Origin of the sequence: Bradyrhizobium sp. Rc2d, assembly GCF_900099855.1 — a bacterium.
Taxonomy (GTDB): Bacteria; Pseudomonadota; Alphaproteobacteria; order Rhizobiales; family Xanthobacteraceae; genus Bradyrhizobium.
In genome coordinates, this window is record NZ_FNCU01000066.1 from 19,347 (window position 1) to 39,084 (window position 19,738).

Here is a 19,738-nt window from a genome sequence, read left to right on the forward strand (position 1 = left end):
GGATCAGGTCCAAATGGCGCGCTTGCCATCCCGAGTGCCGGGAAAATATGTTGACCGGAGTTGAGCGCCTATTCAACGTTCCCCTCGACGAGGTCTCGACGTCTCCAAAATGCCCCTCGTCGATCGCAGGATGCCAGAGTGCGCGAGAAGCAATGCTCTGCTATTCGGGACTCCCAGCTTGCTTTCGTGCGCCGGAATTGAGCTTCATTGGTCGAGGCAAAACGAAAAAGGCCGAGCAGACTCTGTTGGGAATACTCGGCATAAAGAACGTCCCCGGCGATTGCGCCGGGGACGTCGAACGTAGAACTACAGAGCCGTTAGGCGGAGACTCAGAAGTTGCGTTGAGCTGAGAGCAGCAGAGTGAGGCTGTTTTGGTTCTTGAGCTCGTACACTGCGCTCGGCTTGGCAATACCCGCCTGCAGCGGCAGCGTCACAGTGCTTCCGCTCGCGTACTTCTGGTCGAGCATGGTGTAAGCGACTTCGGCCGAGAAGGTCAGGTTTTTGACGGGCGTCCAGTAAGTCGTCGTACCGACGGTCGCATAATTGAAATCAGGATTGCAGCCGGCAAGGCCGGTCGACAATGCGAGGCCGGTGACGACCGCACCACAGATATAGTTTCTGGCTGTATTGTTGTAGCGCACAGCGCCGATCCCACCAAAAATGCTGGTAGCCCAGCGCGGGTCCCAGTTGTGGATATAGGCACCGTTGAGGCCGTAGGTTTTCGTCAGCTCCTGTCCTGCGCCTGCAACAAAGACCGAGTCAGAAAGACCGGCGAGTCCGACGCTCTGGTAGGCACCAGCGACGCCCGTACCACCATACATTGCAATAGTGGTCGCCATGTAGCTGTTGAAGTTGTAACGGCTCGCGCCATACGTATAGACACCCTGCAGGTTGATCGTGTCACCCGGGCCAGTCGGGAGATTCTTAATCGACAATGCCAGCTGACCAGCCCATCCCCATTTGGAGTCCGGATGACCGGTGAGCTCAGTCGCGCCATAGTAGGCGGGATGATTGTCGTGGGCGGCCACCGACGCCTGGAAGAGACCCCAAGCCTGGTCAACGCGCACCATAGCGACGAGGTCAGGACTGCGCGAACCGCCGATGTCGTTGGCACCGTAGGCACCCGTCGCGAGACCCGCGGCCGTCGCGCCGCTGACATTCCAGATGTTGGTAGTATAATTGAGGACCTGATCCTGAGCTGAGAAGGCGGCGGTGATACCCTGACCAAAGTCGGCGGTATAGGTGATCTGATTCACGCGCTCCCAGCCACCCCCACCCGCCAGCTCGTTCCAGTTGCCCGGATACTCAGCCCATGGCGAAGAGAACTGCGATTGAGCCTTACCGAAGGTGAAGCCAGCGAATTGGATGAAAGCGTCGAATACTCCAAGGGAACCGCCGCCGGGTACGTTGGTCGTCGAACTGTACGTGGTACCCCCACCCGTGAGGCCGGTGCCGGCCCCGTTATAGCCGCCCGTGGTCCAAGTGTAGACCCCGTAGAAGTACGTCCGAAGCACGCCGTACTCCGTCGCAGTGCGAGTATCCAGAGTGAGGGCACCACGAGACCTGCTGGTGTAGTAATTGCTGAGGCGATTATGCGCGGCACCCAGGCCACTGTTGGCGGCGTCACCTATCGTGTGACTCGCAAACATGGTTTGCGCACGTAGATAACCACCGATTTTCATGCAAGTGTCCGTGCCAGGAACATAGTAGAATCCGGCGCCATACAATGAGCAGACCTTAACGTACTCGACTGCCTTCGCCTTTACGGGAAGATCTGCTGCCTGCGCTCCGGCTCCTGCGAACACGGCTGCGGAACCAAGAATAAGACCCTTCGTCAGTTTCATTGATGAACCTCCAAGTTGGAAACGCCGTTTCCGTCCTTCAAAGATCCGCCGCTAGGATTCCCGCTAAATCGGCGGTGCTTGACGGACCGACTTCGAGGCGTCCCCTCGCTGTCCGTCGTCGTATAATTTCTAAAATCAATTTATGCAATTAAGCAATGAAGTGAACCGCTCTTTCTCCAAAGTACGTTGCAATCCGGCAACAGCTCACTCGCTCGACCCAGTTTTAAAGCCGAAACCGGCTCCCTTCACGAGGTAGGCATGCGCTGGGCGACAAAAAAGCCCCCGAGGGGCATCTCGGAGGCTCTTCTTGGAGATTCGACATGACCGTTGGTAAGAATGTTTTAACGGTCTGGTGCTTAGATACTCGAAATCAATTGCATATGTCAATTGATTTTTTATAGCTGGATGTGTCCTGCGAGCTCTGTTTCGGGTGGCTTGGCACGTGTACTTTCCCGGAACGAGGAATCAGCAATGCGCGCTATGAGCGAGACCGAGAATTGGCGGAAGACCAACATGCCTGAGAAAGAACAATTCGAGAGAGCCGTTACAGACTTCATCTGGAACATTGTCGAAATCCACTCCCAGCTCGAGGAAATACATAAGAGCTGGGCCCAGATGCTGGGAATAAGCGAACCACAGTGGCTGATCCTGATGGCCATTGACGAGCTTGACGAAGGTCGCGGGGTCTCGGGAATCGGGGTTGCGAATAAACTGCGAATCCATCCCGCCTTCGTCACCAACCAAACAAAGAAGCTCGAACAAATGGACTTCTTGGCCCGCGTGACGTCGCCGGATGACGCCAGATTTCTACAGATGTCTCTGACTCAAAAGGCGCGAGCAGAAATCACTAATCTGTCGATCAAAAGACGCGCCTTGAACTCGACAATGTTTGACGGCCTCGATGAGGACTCGCTTTACTACCTCAACCGCCGACTAACCTCGATTGCCAAGAATAGCCGCTTGGCATCTCAAAAACTAACTATTGGAATATTGTAGGCGCATATCGTCCGAGTGCTAAGGTCGCCAGCCCCTGGCGAATTCTTCTCAATTGGCACGCCATAATCCACAATACCGATCGCGAGGTATCTTGCGATCCGTATTGATATCGCTCTGTATCGAACGTTCGACGCGTACGGATACGATTAGAAGCGTCGACCTCGACATCAACGGTGTCCACGAGATTTGCCCTGCCGCCCCGCGCAACAAGGGTTACGTGTATGCAGCTTACGCTCCAGCCAGCCGAAGATCGAATCATCGGAACTCAGAAAATTTTCGATCTCTCCCACGGTGGTCCGGCTCATCGGCGGTATGGTCAGCTCCAAATCAGTGCGCGCGCCGAGGCAGTCAGCCTTCAGCTTGATCGCCTCCGACACGCTGACGATGCCGCGCCCGCCAGCGACCACAAGAACTGGGCAGTTCAACTGCCGCAATAGTCGCAAGCGACGCGCCGAAAATGCGCCCTCATCCACTGGCTCAGCATGGCCCGTTATCCATTTGACTGACGCGTTAACCCGAACCGAATTCCAAGCGCCGCCGTCGCAAACCGCCGCAGCAACCCGGTTATCGAACACAGCGAAATGCGTCGCCAGAGCAGCCGACATCCCCTCCCCATAGATGCCAATGCGAGCGGCATCAACGTCTGGCCGAAGCGACAAGTAATCCAAACAGCAAGACAACAACATATCCGATTGGCCGCGCCAGTGATTTGAGAGGTCGTCGTGTGCGACGACGAGAACTGACATGCCCCGACCGATCACCACGGGCAGCAGCCTTCCGAGTAGGGTCGCTCCTGGCTCTTCTTCCCTGCTAATGCAAATGACTGCCGGGGCGCACAGATCAGGACCGCCTGCGGGCAAGTAGTAGGCCAGAAGTTCAGTTTGATCGTAGCAGGGAATTGATATCCGCTCGAGCTGGTGGTCCAGGGATGATTCAAGTCTCTGAATGCCGGTTTCGACTTTGGCCGAAACTTCTTTACCCTCTGGATCGTCTTTATCAACAAGTCGCCTAGCAACTTCAAAGGCGGTTAGCGCGCACAGCCAAGCCTCGGCTGCCTCAGCGGAGGCCCCCTTTTTGCTATTCAGTTCACCAACAAGGCAGTGAGCATCTCCGATGTTTGTCCATCTCGAGACCCAGTTCTGTCGCCCTGTCGCCCCGAACATGTCCTCGAGATTGCCGATGAACACTGCAGCCTCTCGCCGTGTAGATGCAAGATCACCCCTCCCATGAGGCCAAGCAGCACTCTCCATCCATCTTGCCCCTTGCTCGGATCCTCACCATCCGCTCAGCATGCGCTAAATGATCCCGTCGCTGTATGGAGAGCACCTGAAGCGGCTGCAAGAGTACCGCTAGATATTCGATGCGCAATCTTCAGCTGTTCTTGATTCGTTAAGGCTACCGCCCCTCTAACGACGAAATTCGCTAATGTGTGTCTTACATCGCCGAAATTCTGCTCGGATCTGAAGAATTCGAATGGCTTTGGTCGTTTTGCGCAGGTGATGAGAGGCTTCGATCGAGCGGTCACGCGACGCATCAGCCGCAAAGATCACTTGCTGCCGGCCGCACCCGACTGGACCTCGACCCTGCGCTTGCAAAGCCGACAGACCGGTGATCGGGCGTGGTCAAGGCCGCCAGCCGCCGGGTAGACCCCGAGGTTTTCTGCCTGAAGCTTGGACAGGAGTTTGCTGCTGGTCCGCCACGGCTCGGCCTCGAACCATTCGCGTAGCTGTACGTAGCCTTGACGAGCGGATCAGGGCGTCGCCGCTCTCGCTTCGACTTCGCAATTGGCCTGTCGTTGGGGCGTCCCGCTCCGTCTTTCCACGCGATTTGCAAGCTCGACAAGAACTGTTCGATCGGCGACATCGCAGTTGGATGGCTTGCTGGGGCGGCATCGGTGAGATTGGCCAACTGCTCCTGCACGGCTCGGATATCGCGCAGTAAGGCGACCGGATCCAGGCCGGCATAGATTTCATTGACGCGGGCGCGGGTGCGGCGTGACATCAGGTGCGAGCGATCCGGACGATCGTGAACGAGGCGCTATCGACGCTGGAGCGCGAGTTTGCCGCGCTCTATTTCGCCGATTGGGCGGCCGTCGATCCCGCTGGAGAAGCTGCTGCGGGCGATGCTGTTGCAGGCGTTGTATTCGATCCGCTCGGAGCGGCTTCTGATGGAGCGGCTGGAATACGACCTGCTGTTCCGGTGGTTCGTTGGAATCGGCATTGACGAAGCCGCCTGGGATCATCCAGTGTTCTCGAAGAACCGCGACCGGTTGCTGGAAGACGAAATCGCGGCCAAGTTCCTGGCGGCGGTGCTGGCGCAGCCCAAGGTGAAGAAGCTTCTGTCGAGCGATCGCTTCTCGGTCGATGGCACGCTGATCGAGGCCTGGGCCTCGATGAAGAGTGTCAAACCCAAGGACGATACTGGGGAACCGCCGGGCGCGCGGCGGGCGCAATGCCGAACCGGACTTCCACGGCCAGAAACGCTCGAACGACACCCATGCCGATAACCTACGCACCAAATACGATTGACTCGCCCGACCTGATCTTACCGTAGCAATCGCCGAAGCCAATTTGAACAAACTTATCCGTCCGTGTGCGTGCGCGAAGGATTACCTCATCGCCGTCTTCAAGAAAACGACGTTCCTCACCGGATTCCAGACGAATTGGCTGCCCACCACCAGCCGTTGTCTCGATCAAGCTGCCGAAACCGGATGCTGTAGGTGCCGAGATCGTTCCCGAGCCAAAGAGGTCCCCCGGTCGAACATTGCAGCCGTTTGAGGTGTGGTGAGCTAGAAGCTGCGCCACGGTCCAATACATGTGCCGCGTGCTAGCTATGGCGACTCGTTGTGGTGACAGCCTCTTTTCTCTTAATCCGGGCGTCATAAGAAACACCTCCAGATCAAGGTCGAGCGCTCCTTCGCGCTGATCGCGATCATTCCATAGATACGGCAGTGGCCGCGGCTCCCCCTCCGATCGCGGATATTGTGCGATCCGAAAAGGCGCAACCGCTTCAGGAGTAATTACCCAGGGCGAAATGGTGGTGCTGAAATTTTTAGATAGGAACGGGCCAACGGGTTGGTACTCCCAGCTTTGGATATCGCGCGCGGACCAGTCATTCAACAGGCAAAATCCCGCTATGTGCTGGTCCGCCTCGCTGATCGGGATCGGCTTACCGATTAAATTGCCTTGCCCGATCCAGATCCCAAGTTCGAGTTCGTAATCAAGTCGCTGCGTCAGACCGAAACTCGGACTGGCAGCGGCAGGCGCTTTGAGCTGCCCAGCCGGACGCCGTACGGGCGTACCTGAAGGCACGATAGAGGAGGAACGGCCGTGATATCCAATTGGGATATGCCTGTAATTGGGCAGGAGCGGGTTGTCCGGCCTAAAGATCCTTCCGACGTTTGTGGCGTGATGGATGCCTGCATAAAAATCGGTATAGTCGCCAATCCGCGCTGGGAGATGCAGCGTACAATTGACTGCTCGATGCAGTATACGGCCACTGATCATCGAGATGCGTTCGGCGTCTCGTCCTTTGGCATCAAGAAGCTCCGAAACTCGCTTTCGTAGCGCTTGTCGATGCGCAGGGCCAAGAGCGAAGAGATCGTTCAGGTTTCCCGATGACACTGCTTCCGCAGCTTCTCGCGCTTCGCCTTTGAAACACTCTATTTCCGCTGCAGCGGTGAGATCCAAAATCATGTCACCGATCGCGATTCCCCCCCGCAGCTCCGAATTACCGGGAGGCGAAAATATACCAAGCGGCAGGTTTTGGATCGGGAAATCAGCATGACCGTTCGCGGAAATTACCCAGCTCAGTCGCTTCCTATCATGTGTCTCGTCGAGTTGTGCCATTGTTCACCTGTACGCACTTGTGGCGATGGTGGGACGCGCCCACCTCTGATATCCGCCGCCTCGCTTCCCCAACTGAGGCTCGAATAGAGCTACGGCAAAGCGAGCCCACGCCGCGGATTTCGACCTTCATTTTCTGCGCTGTATCTCGTTGATTAAGCGCGTTTCCGTTTTTGCTGACGGCGCCTACTGACCCACGCCACCATCGTGCTTTCGCGGAAGCTGGCGCGCGAGAAAATTCCGAAGCCGCTGGCGCACGGCTTCAGCCGTCTCGTCCGTCCATTCATAGAATCCTTTTCCAGTCTTCATACCGAGATGCCCGTCGGCCACGAGTTTCTCAAGATAAGGATGCGGCCCCCGCGTGACATCCAGGTCAAATATGACGTTACGGTGTATGTCTAGCGTCAAGTTCAAGCCGACCATGTCAGACTGCTCAAGAGTGCCGAGCACGGAAAGCCGCGCGCCCAGCCCGCGCTTGATGACGAGATCTACAGTTGCCGCATCGCAAACGCCATTCGCGACAAGCGCGATCGCCTCGCGCTTGAGCGCGTGCTGCAGCCGGTTTCCGATGAAGCCAGGAATGTCTTTCTGAACGAGCACAGGCTCTTGACCGACTCTCGCGAGCAGAGCCATCATTCGCTCGGAGGCCTCGCGGCGGGTTGCGGCTGTTTCAATTACCTCCACTAGCGGCATGAGGTAGGGCGGATTCCAGAAGTGGGTTCCAAGTACCCGCCACTTGTCCCGAACCGGCTCCGCAATCGTAGTGATAGGGATGACTGACGTGTTGGAAGCCAAAAGCGCATCGGGCTTGCAATGAGTGTCTAGCGACCGAAAGATTTGGCGCTTCAAGTCTGGCTTCTCAGGCACCGCCTCGATGACCACGTCCGCTTCCGCTACGCCGCTTTGCAGCTCAGTCGAGAACTTCAAAGGGCCGGCATGGGCTCGATTCTGCCCAAGAAGATCGAAAATTCCCTCAATTTCGAGACGCGCCTTGGTGAGCGCGTCTGCGCTCACATCACATAAAGTCACCGGATGACCATGCGCTGCGAAGATCTGCGCAATACCGTGCCCCATAAGCCCGGCGCCCACGACTGCAATTCGCTCTGTCATTCTTCTATCCATATCAATGACTGCATTTGTCGATCGGTTTCAAACCGCAAGTATGATCTACCACCCAGCAGTGCAGAAAATCGTTTGTTTTCTGGCGGGCACGCATTCATTGCGCTGACTGACGCGAATCCACGCAGAAATTCGGAGGGACCAATCATCAATGCCCAAACGACGAATTGCGGCCGATCACCCTGCTCACGAGCGGTTCTTAGCTGCGCAAGGTTTCGGAGGACTTGGCGCGCCTGAGCAGGGCAGAGCTTGTTCAGGTCGTTCATTGGTACTATGCGGACATCCGACTTCTCGTCGACGGTGACGCTGGGCTTATGGCATTCGCCTTCCCCAGCCTGCCCGAACGCTGTTCGTCCTCGAGCGACGACGAGACCCCAGTTCCTGGCGAAGGATTTCCCCGCATGCAGGGTCTCCGACCGCGTGGAGCCGTTGAGCGGCTCCCGATATATGCCGCCCAACAGGTTGCCTTCCGCTTAGGATAACAGCATCGGCGCTCCAGACTTCCGATTTCGCGGCTCAATGGCTGGCCTGCGGTTTCCCCTGTCAACGCTTCGAAGTCGTCCTCACGAACGCCTCCGTATGACTCGGGGCCAAGGTGGGTCGCTACTCCTTTCCTGTATCGAACTTTCATCGACTATCCTCCGCCAGTTTTGCGGGCGCACTGTCCCTCCGGCGGCGGCCGTCTTGTGAAGTGTGGGCGTCTCTCTGAGGATGTGACCTTAAGTCTAGCCTTAAGGTCATGCAGCGAATGCAGGTGAAGATATTGGGCGCCGAGCGTCGGCGCCGGTGGAGTTACGACGAGAAGGTTCGACTGGTCGAGCTTGCAAGCTGATGTGAGCGTCTGCGGGATCGCGCGCCGGCATGGAGTAGCTCCGAGCTTACTGTTCACGTGGCGTCGGCAGGCGCCCCAGGGTCGCCTGGGCGGTGAAGCCGTGCCGGCTCTTGTCCCTGTCGAGATGTTTCTGCGCCGGTGCCGGCGTCGACGTGCACACCGCAGCCGCCGTCTTCGCCTCCTGCGCAACGCGCGAGGGCCGGAACCATCGAGATCGAACTTGGCGGCTATCGCGTTCGGGGCGACCGGGACGTGGAAGGCGAAGCGCTACAACGGGTCCGTGAGCTTTTGAGACGGCGATGATCCCGATCCCGAGCGGCGTCAGGGTTTGGATCGCCACCGGCCATACCGACGTCCGCCGCGGCATGCAAAGCCTGGCGCTTGCGGTCCAGGAAGGGCTGAAGCGGGACCCGCATGCTGGCGATTTCTTGAATTGATAAAGTCCTAACCGCAGAACGAGCTTCGGCTCGATCAGATCACCAATGCCTGCGCCTGATCACGCTAGACGTCGATCGTCTTGCGAGCAAACTCTTCGATGTAGTCCATTAGTCGGTCGGATGCGGCACCCGCAGCTGCCACGTCGCCATCAGCGATTGCTGCCGCAACATCAGCATGAAGTTTTGCGGCCAGCGGTAGGTCGGCAACCTCTTTGTAGTGGTGATACCAGAAGCGCCTAGACTGACCGGCGATAAGACTCATCGTTCGGACAATGAAATCATTCCTGGCAGCCTGCAATACGAGGAGGTTGAACTGACGGTCCAGCCGCATAAAGCCAAGGTCGTCCGCTCGGGTAGATGCATCCAACATGTCTGTAGCCACCCCCCTAAACAGCTCTCTCTCTCTGGGGGCCGCCCGAACTGCCGCCAGCCTCGCGGCTAGCCGCTCTATTTCTCGGCGAACTTCCAGAAGGCGAAGTTGGGTTTTCAGGTCAATCTCGGACACCAAAACGCCTCTGCGCGCGACAATCTCTACCAATCCATCACGTGCAAGGATTTGCAGGGCTTCGCGAACAGGCGTCCGGCCCATTCCGAGCTGTTCTGCCAAGGATTGCTCGGACAGAAGCGATTTTGGTGGCAGCTGTAGGGTTACAATGAGCTCTTCAATCTGCTTGTATGCCCGACTTGCCAACTTTGCGTTCGAATTGTGTGTCAAAGTAGCGTTCCTGCTTGCCGGCCTTGGCGAAGCGCCTCGACGCCTTAGCGCAATTTGCCGCATCCAAATACCAGAATCGATCCAGGCATTTTCCGGATGATGCTTAGGCCGCTGACCTGATCCACAAAAGGCGCGGATCGCTACGCTCCGAGCGCGGAGGAGCAGGTACTGTTGCTAGGACATTACCGTCGCTCGGATCTAGGGACCGTCTCACCTGCGGTGTCCGTTCGCTGTACTTCGGGAAAAATCCAAATGGCTGCGATCATGAACGGCACGAGGAAAGCCAACGCAGCGGTAGCGTCGGAACGCGCAGCAGCGTGGAAAAAAAATCCTGCGATGCTACCGGTCACAAGTACCAGTAGGGATATGAAGATCTTAATTTGGCTTGGCATTGATGAACTCCGAACCGTTCACAAGGAAAATAGGCGACGGCGTAAGAAGCAGCCATGCCATTAGCTGTGCAGCCAACAGCGCTGCCAGTGCCAGGTGACTTGAGAGACGTTTTTTTGGCCAGATTTTCGTCACGGGCGGAGTGAATAGAAACACCAATCCGCTCACGATAACGACCGTACTCCAACGCAGCTCTCCGAGTCCAAATGCGAGAGCTTGAATGCAGAGAAACAGCAGGAAGCCGACGTTCATCAGCGTGAATAGCGCTCCCGCGGATCCCGCCAGCGCGGCGGGACGGCTGCTTAGTGGCAAGTAGCCGCTAATGACGAAGAATGAGGAGCAGCACACCACCCACACCGTCAGGAAGGTTAGGAGAGCGGGTATATTTTGCTCAAGAGCGTGCATCAATAAACCCTCATTGCATCGCAAGCACTAAGCCAGGTTAGTTTCGGAACCAGCCGAGACTGACGCATTTGCAATCTTCGGAGTCCGAGATGTCTTGCGAAGATTCTTCTTCAGATGTCGGGTGCTGTACCCGTTGAAGATGTGACCCAGCAGCCCACGATCGAGGTCAGACGTACCGAATGCCCAGTCCATGATGGGGACCGTCAGATTCATGTTCTTCTCCATCATGAGCGAGTGGTTGTGATGAGCTGCGTGATGCCGCCTAATAGTGTTCACCATTGGCATGTTACGGACGAACCAGTTCTCATCCACGTGACAGCAGAAATGCATGAACTCGTAGGTGAGATAGACCGCCGTCGTGGTCGAGATGAACAGCCAGCCGATGTTGGGCGAAAGCAGCAGCCCCGCGACCAGAGCCCCGGGAATCGACATGAGCGTAAATACAACCAGAGCGTATGGAGGAAAAAACGTGACGCGCCAGTCGTGATGATCGGCGAACCGCATCTCCTCTTCTGTGAAGAACTGATGATGCATTAGTGTGTGGCGATTATAGATCGCCCGGAGCGCTTTAACCGGGGATGGGCGGTGCATGACATAGCGGTGAATCGCCCATTCGAAGAAATTAGCGCCGACAAAGGTAAGTGGGACGATGAGATACTCCCACCATACAACGTTCGAGAGATTGCTTGCATAAACATAAAGGCTGACGAAACCTATCGTGTAAATTACGAAAACATGAAGCCAGCCATTGTACCACCCCGAGACTCGCTCTCGGTAGGTAGCGCGATATCTCAATTGCCTCTGGGTCATCGCTTCAGCTTGGAGTTCCATGCCGACGCCTTTCTTGCGGTTGCCAAATTATGTGATCGACAGGTGACATATCACGTGATAGATGTCGACGCAATCGGGTTCGTGACGGAGAATCTCACGTGAAAGCGAAGGTTTATGAGGGGCAACGCACGATCGATGGAGTTGCCGTAACGGTCGACGGCCGCACCCTTTCAACATACGAGGAAATCGAGCAGTTCGCGCGCACTGGCTTCGAGTGGAGCTATGAGGGTGAAGCTCCACGGCAACTCGCCTTTGCGCTTCTGTTCGATCACTGCGGAGACAAAGAAATTGCGCGCGCACTGAGCGAGCCGTTCATGAGATCGATCGTAGCCAATTTCGACAACGACTGGGCGCTCGATAGCAATGATCTGGACGTAACCATAACCGCACTGACGAATCACTGATTCGCGCTACAGGTGCTTGGAAATGACAGTGCAATATCGCGCCGCAGTGTTGCGCGCCATCGGCGGCAACGTGGACATTGAAACGGCGGTTTCGAGAAAGCTTCGCAGCGACGATGTACTAATCAAGATAGCTGCAGCCGGTCTCTGCCATACAGATCTGGAGGTTATTTCCGGGTCATTGAAGGCTTCTTTTCCGATTGTGTTGGGTCACGAGGCCGCGGGTACGATTGCGGAAAAAGGGCCGGATGTTCAGGGCCTGGAAATAGGCGACCGTGTTGTCCTGCATTGGAATCCCAGTTGCGGCGACTGTTTTTACTGCAACCGTAAGCGGCCTATTTTGTGCGAGCAGTATCTAGGCAATGCACGCAAGTCGTTCGACTTCGGTGGTCTGCCGCAATCGTTCGACACGAACGGTCAGGCATTCCATCATTTGATGTATGTTGGCGCGTTTGCAGAGTACTGCGTAGTTCCCGCCCGGCAGGCGGTGCGGATACCAGCCGGGCTTCCGGCAGAGCAAGCCTGTCTTATCGGGTGCGGCGTGATGACTGGCGTCGGTGCGGCGCTCAACATCGCTGCCATTCAGCCGGGAGATTCCGTCCTCATCCTCGGATGTGGTGCAGTTGGGCTAGCGGCGCTCCAAGGTGCTCTCCTGGCCGATGCCGCCGAAGTTATAGCATGTGATCTTAATGCTGAGCGACTCGAGACGGCGAAGAGCCTTGGAGCGACTTACTGCATTAATGCGGCTGCAGAAGATGCTCTCAACCAAATTCGGATCATTACCAGTGGTCGGGGGGCGGACCATGTCCTTGAATCAGCAGGTCACCCCGCTGCATTTCGAATGACTACGGAGGCGGTGCGACCAGGGGGCGAGATCATTTGGCTCGGCAAGGTTGGCGTCGATGAGGACGTCGCATTCCGCTGGGGGGCGCTCATGCAAGAGAAAAAAATACGCCGTTCAAGTTACGGAGGAGCGCGCCCTCATCTCGATTTCCCTAAGCTAGCTGAGGAGTGCTTGCGTGGCACGCTTAAACTCGACCGAATTGTGACCCGGACGATCCCACTGGATCAAATAAATGATGGTTTCGACGACCTGCGGCACAGCCGTGGCATCCGCACAGTAATAAAGCTTTCCGATTAAGCCCGGCATGGTTGGGACGGTCCAGCACCATGGCGAGTGTTAAAGGCTACCGAACTCTCCTCGAATGGGTTTATTGGCAAGATGGAACTACCTGCTCTACATATCGGAAAATCGGCATCGGTGCTGTCAAAGGTGAGTGCCGACAAGCTGGTGCCTGCCCTGTATCCAGAATCGTCCCTTTATCAGGAGATGCCGCCTGTGCTGGCCACCGGTTTTATGATCGGTCTGATGGAGTGGGCAGCTATCGAGATTCTCCATCCATGCTTACAGCCAGCGAAAATTAGCTTGGGAACGGATGTCGCCGTTTCACATGAGAAAGCGACAATCGAGGGGGCGGAAGTAATTGCAGAAGCGACTGTTGCTTCAATAAGCGGAAAGACAGTGACCTTCGACGTTGTGGTCCGCGAAAACGATAGAATTGTTGGTGTTGGTACGCATCGACGGGTCATCGTTGATCGGCAACGTTTTGAAGCGAAGTTGGGTATTGGAGCGAGAGGGACCCTGCGTTGAGAGTGATAGGAAACAGGTGGCTTGCGCCATGCAGTAGGATCAGACTTTCGCACGTGCTGATCCTATTTTAAATCTGATGGATAGAAAATGGTGAAACAGATGATCGAATTCGCACATCTCCGCAAAGTGCCACGCTCTCGGGCCGTGTGGACTTGGGCATTTCTCTCTAAGTCCCGGGTGATCGCGCGGAACGCCGGTGGAAGTATAGTCGGTAAGGAGACGCTTTCGCAAATTGACTTAAGGAGGGCGCGTTGAATCTCGCTATAATGCTCAAGCGTACAGCCAGTACATATCCCGACAGGGTAGCAGTGTTTCGTGGGACGACACCCTACTGTAGCTTTCGCGAACTCGCAGACCGTTGCGCCAGGATGGGTGTACAATTGCGCACGCGGCTGAACATCCAACCTGGCGACTGCATCGCGATTGTGTCGAGGAACATTCCCGCGTTTGTAGAAGCTCTTTTCTCTTGCTGGTATGCAGGCGCCGTTGCCGTCCCGATCAACCCAAAACTCCATTCCAAGGAAATCGCGTTTATATTGTCTGATTGCTCCGCTCGATGCTGCTTCATCTCTGACGATCATCGAGAAGCGTTCGCACGTCTAAAAGATGCGGGAGCCTATAGCGGTTCCGTTATTGTTTTTGGCTCGGAAGAGTACAGGTCTCTTTACGAGGGTGTGGTTGCCAAACCCGCCGAACGTCGCCCGGAAGATGTTGCCTGGATCTTCTACACCAGCGGAACGACAGGTCGACCAAAGGGAGCCCAACTGACTCATCGAAATCTGCGGACGATGTCTCTGGGCTATTCAGCAGATTACGAACGTCTGCAGCCAGGAGACAGCATTTTGCATATTGGCCCCATGTGCCATGGTTCTGGGCTTTACATCCTCCCGCACCTCGCTGCAGGCGCTGGTCAGATTACACTAGCAAGTTCAAATTTCGATCCGGCAGAGGTGTTCGATCTGATCAAGGCGCATCCGCGCATCGGGTTTTTCGCCGCCCCAACGATTGTAAGGCGACTGACCGAGTTCGCCGCGATCAACAAGCCTGATACCTCAAACCTGAGAATTATCGTTTATGGCGGCGCGCCGATGTACGTCGAAGACCTGAAGCGGGCGCTTTCAATTTTTGGTCCGAAGTTTGCCCAAGTGTACGGGCAGGGCGAAACGCCGATGGCGATATCGGTCCTATCGCGGGAAGCGCACGAAGAGAGCCTGCGCGATGGAGACTTCAGGCGACTTGCAACTGTCGGAGTTCCCCAGAGCGTAGTGGAAGTAAGAATAGCCGATGATGCGGGGCAAGAGGTGCCATCAGGTACATCAGGAGAAGTTCTCGTGCGCGGCGACACCGTCATGAAAGGATATCTTCACAACGAGACGGCTACCAAGAGTGCTCTTCGCGACGGATGGCTCTGGACTGGAGACGTCGGCGTAATGGATCCGAGCGGTCACATCTTGCTGAAGGACAGGAGCAAGGATGTTATTATCAGTGGTGGCTCGAACATCTATCCACGGGAAGTTGAAGAGGTTCTGCTCGAACATGCCGCCGTCGCGGAGGTATCAGTCATCGGTGTCCCCGACCCGGAATGGGGTGAAGTCGTCGTCGCGTTCGTCGTGCCTCGTATCGGCGAACGCCCGCTGGAGGGCGAGCTCGATCGGCTCTGCCTTGATCGAATTGCAAGATACAAGCGGCCGAAGCGATACGTGTTCCTAGATGCACTGCCAAAGTCTCATCTCGGAAAGATTCTTAAGCGTGAATTGCGCCACTTTGCTCTGGAGACAGACGGGGATCGAGGCGATGCTTAATCTCTGGAGGTGCATGCAGTCTATCGCAGCACTCTCGCAATCCTAGGAGCAAAGTATGGTTCATGTATACGTTGTCGGCGTCGGAATGACTGCTTTTCGCAAACATTCCGATAAGTCAGTCAAAGATCTGACGAAAATGGCGCTGGATGCGGTGCAGTCGGATGCGGGCGCTGCAATCCCATTCGATGTCGCGTTTTTCGCCAACACGGCGCAGGGGCACCTTGAAGGGCAATCAATGATTTCCGGCCAGATCGCGCTACAATCGGCCGGGCTAGAGGGAATCCCTGTCATTAATGTAGAGAATGCCTGCGCGAGCGGAGCTACCGCCTTTCACCAGGCGCTCACATATCTGAAATCAGGAAGTGGTCGCATCGCATTGGCCATTTCTGCGGAAAAACTATTCCACCCTGATAAGAGCAAAAGCTTCTCTCTATTCGATGGGGCCTGGGATGTTCATGAGGCAAGACGGAATCTCCGCGACGTCCTCGAACTCGGAAAATCAGTCGTTCCGGCTGGTTCTCCAGAGAGTAAGAACCGAAGCATCTTCATGGATATCTACGCCGCTTGGGCTCGTTACCACATGGAGCGGTTTGGGACTACGCAGCGCCAGATCGCGATGGTGTCGGCGAAGAACCATTGGCATTCGACGATGAACCCCTTAGCACAGTTTCGCAATGACATGACTGTTGAGGAGATCCTGGCAGCCCGCGCAATTTGTTGGCCTTTGACTCTCCCAATGTGTGCCCCAATCAGCGACGGAGCCGCTGCTAGCATCCTGTGCACAGAAGATGCGCTTTCTCTTTTTCCAGACGTCGTACCTGTCCGCGTCCTGTCAAGCGCCCTCGTCACGGGCGTGAAGCGGGAAGTAGAAGAATTGAACAGACACATCAGTCGGAGAGCAGCCCAGCGTGCCTACGAATTGGCGGGCGTCGACCCGAAGGACATCTCGGTCGCTGAAGTGCATGACGCTACCGCATTCGCTGAAATCCAGCAGTACGAGAATCTCGGATTCTGTGAGACTGGAGCTGGCGGCAGCCTGGTTGAGAGCGGCACGACCAAACTCGGCGGCAAGTTGCCGGTAAACACCTCCGGCGGCCTCGAATCCAAAGGTCATCCGATCGGTGCCACTGGTCTGGGTCAGATACACGAGCTTGTACTTCAGTTGAGAGGACAGGCAGGTGCACGGCAGGTTCCCGGCGCCAAGCTTGCCGTAGCAGAGAACGGTGGCGGGTACTACGCCGGTGAAGAGGCAGTGGCCTGCGTGACGATCCTGGGCCGCTGAGCGATGCGAACGGTAGGATTGAACAAGCTGCGTTTGCGTGATGGTTGTGACCGCCCGTGCCTTGCGTTTTACGTGAGCCCCTTCGCAGCTATAAAGCTATAAGGACTGATGCATAGCTATCCTCAAAAGCGGCAACCCGGCTCCGGAGCTTCGGCGGGCACCGTCGCGCCAGCCTAGAGCAGCACCAGATCCTCGTGTGTTCTCTCGTAGAAATCAAGGCGGACATCTCGCTGATTGATAGTCGTCCGTTAAGAAGCCCATCTGAATGCCGGCGCGAGGGCGAATGCTCGGCATTGGGCGAACAGGATGAGGCGCAACAGAGGCTTCAGCCAGGCGAGGACGAGGCGGAGGTTGTGGCCGACGGCGGAGAGGACGACGTTGGCCGCATCGCCCTCGCGGCCCTTGAGGTGACAACGGCCGAGGTGTCCGTCAGTCTTCAGGTGTCCGATCAGGGGCTCAATGGCTGAGCGGCGCCTGAGCTCGCGTTTGATCACCCCGAAGACGCCACGCTTCTGACCGGAGATGAAGACGCGGCGCGGGTTTTCCGTTTTGTGGTCGCGATAGGCCTTGTCGACATAGGCGCGCTCGATCGCGCAGCCGGTGACCGTTTCGGTACGGTTGATGACATCGCCAAGCGTGTGGCCGTCATACGGATTGCCCGGCAGCGCCTTGGCATGCAGCACGAACTGGCCGCCCGGGGGCCGCCCGTTGGTAGTGACGATCGAGGCTTTGACGCCGAACTCGTAAGGCGTTGAGGCCTTGCCCTTGCCGATGCATTCGACCTCCGTCGCGTGGAAGGAATAGAGCTTGTATCCGCGCTGACGCTGCTCCTGGGAGCGGATCTGGGCTGCGCGCGACAGTGGCTGCTCGAACACAGTCTCAAGCTCGCCCTGGCCTGTGATCTTGCGGTGGATGTCGCGGATGAGGCGGCCGAGTCGCGTTCGCAACAGGCGCAATTGTCCTCGATGGCGCTTGAACTGTTTGGCGTGGGCATAGCGTCCCGCCATCATCGCCGCCCGCTTGGCGATGCGCAGATAGGATTGCCGGAGCTTAAGGCCGTGTTTGCGGGCCAGCCGATTGAGTCCCTTGATCGCCGCATGCACCAGCTTGGCGTCGGTCGGCAAGGTGATGGCCTTGGGCTGAACGGTGGTGTCGACCGTCACCCGCTTCAGATCGCGCGTGCGCAGCGCGCCGGTCTCGTGCGCCACCCTCAGGCTCTCGGCCAGCAGAAGCTCCAGCTTGCCGCCGATCCGCTTGCAGCTTGCGCCAATGGCTTAGAGCGGAGCGCTCATGCGGGAACTCGTGCCGGAAAAACTCCTCACCGGTGAAGTGCTGGAAATACGGGTCATAGACCCAGCGTTCGCAGACGCCCCCGTCGGACAGACCGTAGACGTGCTTGAGCAACAGCAGCCCGACGACGAAGCGGCTTGCGATCCCCGGCCGGCCCTTCTCGCTGTAGAGCGATGCGATCTCGCGATCGATCGTAAGCGTAGCGCCGAGGCCCTTCAAATTGTCTGTGCGCAGACTTGGGGGCACCGTTAGAAGAGTCATCTTCGGCAAGGGTGCTCATAATGGACGACCATTCGGACGACATAAGACGACCGTTGACGCAGCGTATCGAAGTGTATGCTGGCGCAGGCCGGAAGCAGTGGCCGGATGATTTGAAGGCACAGATTGTCGCGGAAAGCCTCGAGCCAGGTGCGGTTGTAACAGATATCGCACGCCGCCATGGCTGCCGGCCGCAGCAGGTGCATGACTGGCGGCGCCGGGCGCGTTCAGGTCAACTGGTGCTGCCGGCTTCGGCGGATACACTATCATTCGTGCCTTTGGTGTCGGAGACGTCGCTGCCGGCGGCTGCCGCGCCCTCCGGATCGCCGGAGGCTGCCGCTGTTACGGTTGAGTTCCTGGGGGCACGGGTGGAGGTGCGCGGAACGCCAGGGCTTGCCGTGCTGAGTGATGTGTTCGTGGCATTACGCCGGACACGTTCATGCTGACGGCTCCCGCTGGCCTCATGATTTACGTTGCGACCCGACCTGTAGACTTCCGGAAGGGCGCGGATGGCTTGGCACTCTTGGCGAAGGAGACGCTGGGCCACGATCCGATGAAGGGCGTGGCAGTGGTCTTCCGTGCGAAGCGTGCCGATCGGGTGAAGATCGTCGTTTGGGATGGCAGTGGCCTTGTGCTGTACTGGAAGCGGCTTGAGGGCAGCGCCTTCAAATGGCCGCCGGTTGTTGACGGTGTGATGCGGATGAACGCCGCGCAGCTGTCGGCGCTTCTGGCCGGCATGGATTGGACACGCATGCACGCACCTCGAATCCCGCAGCCGAAAGCACTTGCGTAGGGCATAAAATCTTCGCTGCATCGGGGCGCGAAGCATGGCAGACTCGGGCCAATGAGTGATTTGCCTGATGTGCTGCCGAGCGATCCAGCCGAGTTGCGTGCCTTTGCCGCGGCTCTGCTGGAGCGCTGCGCCAGACTCGAGCGGTTGCTCAAGCTTGCAAAAGATGCGCAGTTCGGTCGATCCTCGGAAAAGCTTGACGCTGATCAGCTACAGCTTGTTCTGGAGGATATCGATCAGGCCGTCGCGGCTCTCGAAGCAGCCGAGGATCGTGCCAATCCCAAAACATGCGAGAAGAGAGCTGCCGAGCGCAGGGCCAATCGCGGTCAGTTGCCGGAGCATTTGCCACGCATCGTTGAAACACTGATGCCGGTTGCAACCTGCTGCCCGTCCTGCAAAGACGATCTCGTTGAGATTGGTCACGATGAGAGCCAGAGGCTGGACGTCGTACCGGCGCAGTATCGCGTAATCGTCACCCGCCGGCCCAAACTGGCCTGCCGCGCCTGCCAGGGCGTCGTTCTCCAGCACGCTGCTCCCGAGCGACTGATCAGGGGTGGATTGCCTACCGAGCGGCTCGTCGCGCATGTGATCGACGCCAAGTATCATTGGCATTTGCCTCTCTACCGCCAGGCGCAGATGCTGGCGACCCACGGAATTGCCATTGATCGTTCCACGCTCGCCTTCTGGGTCGGCTATGCTGCCCAGGAGCTGAAGCCCTTGTGGCGCCGTCTGCGCGAGGTTTTGCTCGCCTCCGCAAAGCTTTGTGTCGATGAGACCCCGGCGCCAGTGTTGGATCCGGGGCGCGGCAGGACCAAAACCGGCTACTTCTGGGCGCTCTCGCGCGATGACC

The 19,738-nt window shown here is 57.3% G+C and carries 18 protein-coding genes and 3 pseudogenes; 12 read left to right on the forward strand and 9 right to left on the reverse strand.

The window, feature by feature from the left end; translation table 11 throughout:
• Positions 1-329: 329 nt before the first annotated feature.
• Positions 330-1,844, reverse strand: a complete 1,515-nt coding sequence (locus BLV07_RS41675) for a porin (protein WP_091898145.1) — start codon at positions 1,842-1,844, stop codon at positions 330-332.
• A gap of 513 nt (positions 1,845-2,357) precedes the next feature.
• Here BLV07_RS41675 and BLV07_RS41680 point away from each other — a divergent pair.
• On the forward strand, positions 2,358-2,840 hold the full coding sequence (locus tag BLV07_RS41680; RefSeq protein ID WP_091898181.1) for a MarR family winged helix-turn-helix transcriptional regulator: 483 nt from the start codon (positions 2,358-2,360) through the stop codon (positions 2,838-2,840).
• A 167-nt stretch (positions 2,841-3,007) separates the two neighbouring features.
• Here BLV07_RS41680 and BLV07_RS41685 read toward each other — a convergent pair whose 3' ends face one another.
• Together BLV07_RS41685 and BLV07_RS50530 are read right to left on the reverse strand one after the other, a co-directional pair.
• The gene (locus BLV07_RS41685; RefSeq protein WP_091898147.1) at positions 3,008-4,027 is read right to left on the reverse strand and encodes a hypothetical protein; all 1,020 of its coding nucleotides are present in this window, start codon (positions 4,025-4,027) and stop codon (positions 3,008-3,010) included.
• Between the two features lie 452 nt (positions 4,028-4,479).
• A pseudogene (locus BLV07_RS50530) lies at positions 4,480-4,826 on the reverse strand (ISNCY family transposase); the annotation flags it as partial.
• Between the two features lie 12 nt (positions 4,827-4,838).
• On the opposite strand from BLV07_RS50530, the pseudogene BLV07_RS41690 reads away from it, so the two are divergent.
• A pseudogene (locus BLV07_RS41690) lies at positions 4,839-5,341 on the forward strand (transposase); the annotation flags it as partial.
• Between the two features lie 6 nt (positions 5,342-5,347).
• Here the strand turns inward: BLV07_RS41690 and fahA are convergent.
• Together fahA and BLV07_RS41700 are read right to left on the reverse strand one after the other, a co-directional pair.
• Positions 5,348-6,688 (reverse strand): fumarylacetoacetase, encoded by a 1,341-nt coding sequence (gene fahA, locus BLV07_RS41695; RefSeq protein ID WP_091898149.1) that lies wholly within the window; start codon positions 6,686-6,688, stop codon positions 5,348-5,350.
• Positions 6,689-6,871: 183 nt separating this feature from the next.
• Positions 6,872-7,795, reverse strand: a complete 924-nt coding sequence (locus tag BLV07_RS41700; RefSeq protein ID WP_091898151.1) for a 3-hydroxyacyl-CoA dehydrogenase family protein — start codon at positions 7,793-7,795, stop codon at positions 6,872-6,874.
• Between the two features lie 842 nt (positions 7,796-8,637).
• On the opposite strand from BLV07_RS41700, the gene BLV07_RS50535 reads away from it, so the two are divergent.
• Both BLV07_RS50535 and tnpB (BLV07_RS41710) read left to right on the forward strand, forming a co-directional pair.
• The gene (locus tag BLV07_RS50535) at positions 8,638-8,928 is read left to right on the forward strand and encodes a transposase (protein ID WP_502690290.1); all 291 of its coding nucleotides are present in this window, start codon (positions 8,638-8,640) and stop codon (positions 8,926-8,928) included.
• Positions 8,929-8,935: 7 nt separating this feature from the next.
• A complete protein-coding gene (tnpB, locus tag BLV07_RS41710) occupies positions 8,936-9,073 on the forward strand; it encodes an IS66 family insertion sequence element accessory protein TnpB (RefSeq protein WP_091898155.1) in 138 nt (45 codons plus the stop codon).
• Positions 9,074-9,137: 64 nt separating this feature from the next.
• Here tnpB (BLV07_RS41710) and BLV07_RS41715 read toward each other — a convergent pair whose 3' ends face one another.
• The 3 genes from BLV07_RS41715 to BLV07_RS41725 form a co-directional block, all read right to left on the reverse strand.
• The gene (locus tag BLV07_RS41715) at positions 9,138-9,788 is read right to left on the reverse strand and encodes a GntR family transcriptional regulator (RefSeq protein WP_244551403.1); all 651 of its coding nucleotides are present in this window, start codon (positions 9,786-9,788) and stop codon (positions 9,138-9,140) included.
• Between the two features lie 375 nt (positions 9,789-10,163).
• Positions 10,164-10,583 carry a hypothetical protein gene (locus BLV07_RS41720; RefSeq protein WP_091898159.1) on the reverse strand — a complete coding sequence of 140 codons (420 nt, stop codon included), beginning with the start codon at positions 10,581-10,583 and terminating at the stop codon, positions 10,164-10,166.
• Between the two features lie 27 nt (positions 10,584-10,610).
• On the reverse strand, positions 10,611-11,414 hold the full coding sequence (locus BLV07_RS41725; protein WP_091898161.1) for a sterol desaturase family protein: 804 nt from the start codon (positions 11,412-11,414) through the stop codon (positions 10,611-10,613).
• Between the two features lie 98 nt (positions 11,415-11,512).
• Between BLV07_RS41725 and BLV07_RS41730 the strand changes: the two genes are divergently transcribed.
• From BLV07_RS41730 to BLV07_RS41750, 5 genes are all read left to right on the forward strand, one after another.
• Positions 11,513-11,818: a DUF6166 domain-containing protein gene (locus BLV07_RS41730; protein WP_091898163.1), complete on the forward strand. Its 306-nt coding sequence runs from the start codon at positions 11,513-11,515 to the stop codon at positions 11,816-11,818.
• A gap of 22 nt (positions 11,819-11,840) precedes the next feature.
• Complete coding sequence (locus tag BLV07_RS41735; RefSeq protein ID WP_091898165.1) at positions 11,841-12,956, forward strand: alcohol dehydrogenase catalytic domain-containing protein; 1,116 nt, start codon at positions 11,841-11,843, stop codon at positions 12,954-12,956.
• 36 nt (positions 12,957-12,992) lie between these two features.
• Positions 12,993-13,466, forward strand: a complete 474-nt coding sequence (locus BLV07_RS41740) for a thioesterase family protein (protein ID WP_091898167.1) — start codon at positions 12,993-12,995, stop codon at positions 13,464-13,466.
• A gap of 266 nt (positions 13,467-13,732) precedes the next feature.
• Positions 13,733-15,268 carry an AMP-binding protein gene (locus BLV07_RS41745; RefSeq protein WP_210187853.1) on the forward strand — a complete coding sequence of 512 codons (1,536 nt, stop codon included), beginning with the start codon at positions 13,733-13,735 and terminating at the stop codon, positions 15,266-15,268.
• Between the two features lie 55 nt (positions 15,269-15,323).
• Positions 15,324-16,550: a thiolase family protein gene (locus BLV07_RS41750; RefSeq protein WP_091898171.1), complete on the forward strand. Its 1,227-nt coding sequence runs from the start codon at positions 15,324-15,326 to the stop codon at positions 16,548-16,550.
• 248 nt (positions 16,551-16,798) lie between these two features.
• On the opposite strand, the pseudogene BLV07_RS41755 reads toward BLV07_RS41750, so the two are convergent.
• Positions 16,799-18,032, reverse strand: a pseudogene (locus BLV07_RS41755) (IS5 family transposase); the annotation flags it as partial.
• An 89-nt stretch (positions 18,033-18,121) separates the two neighbouring features.
• Here BLV07_RS41755 and tnpA point away from each other — a divergent pair.
• From tnpA to tnpC, 3 genes are all read left to right on the forward strand, one after another.
• Positions 18,122-18,544, forward strand: coding sequence for an IS66-like element accessory protein TnpA (gene tnpA, locus BLV07_RS41760; protein WP_091898173.1), 423 nt, complete (start codon positions 18,122-18,124; stop codon positions 18,542-18,544).
• A gap of 17 nt (positions 18,545-18,561) precedes the next feature.
• On the forward strand, positions 18,562-18,891 hold the full coding sequence (gene tnpB / locus BLV07_RS41765; RefSeq protein ID WP_354264770.1) for an IS66 family insertion sequence element accessory protein TnpB: 330 nt from the start codon (positions 18,562-18,564) through the stop codon (positions 18,889-18,891).
• Positions 18,892-18,942: 51 nt separating this feature from the next.
• A partial coding sequence (gene tnpC / locus BLV07_RS41770; RefSeq protein WP_143035685.1) for an IS66 family transposase occupies positions 18,943-19,738 on the forward strand: 796 nt, incomplete at its 3' end.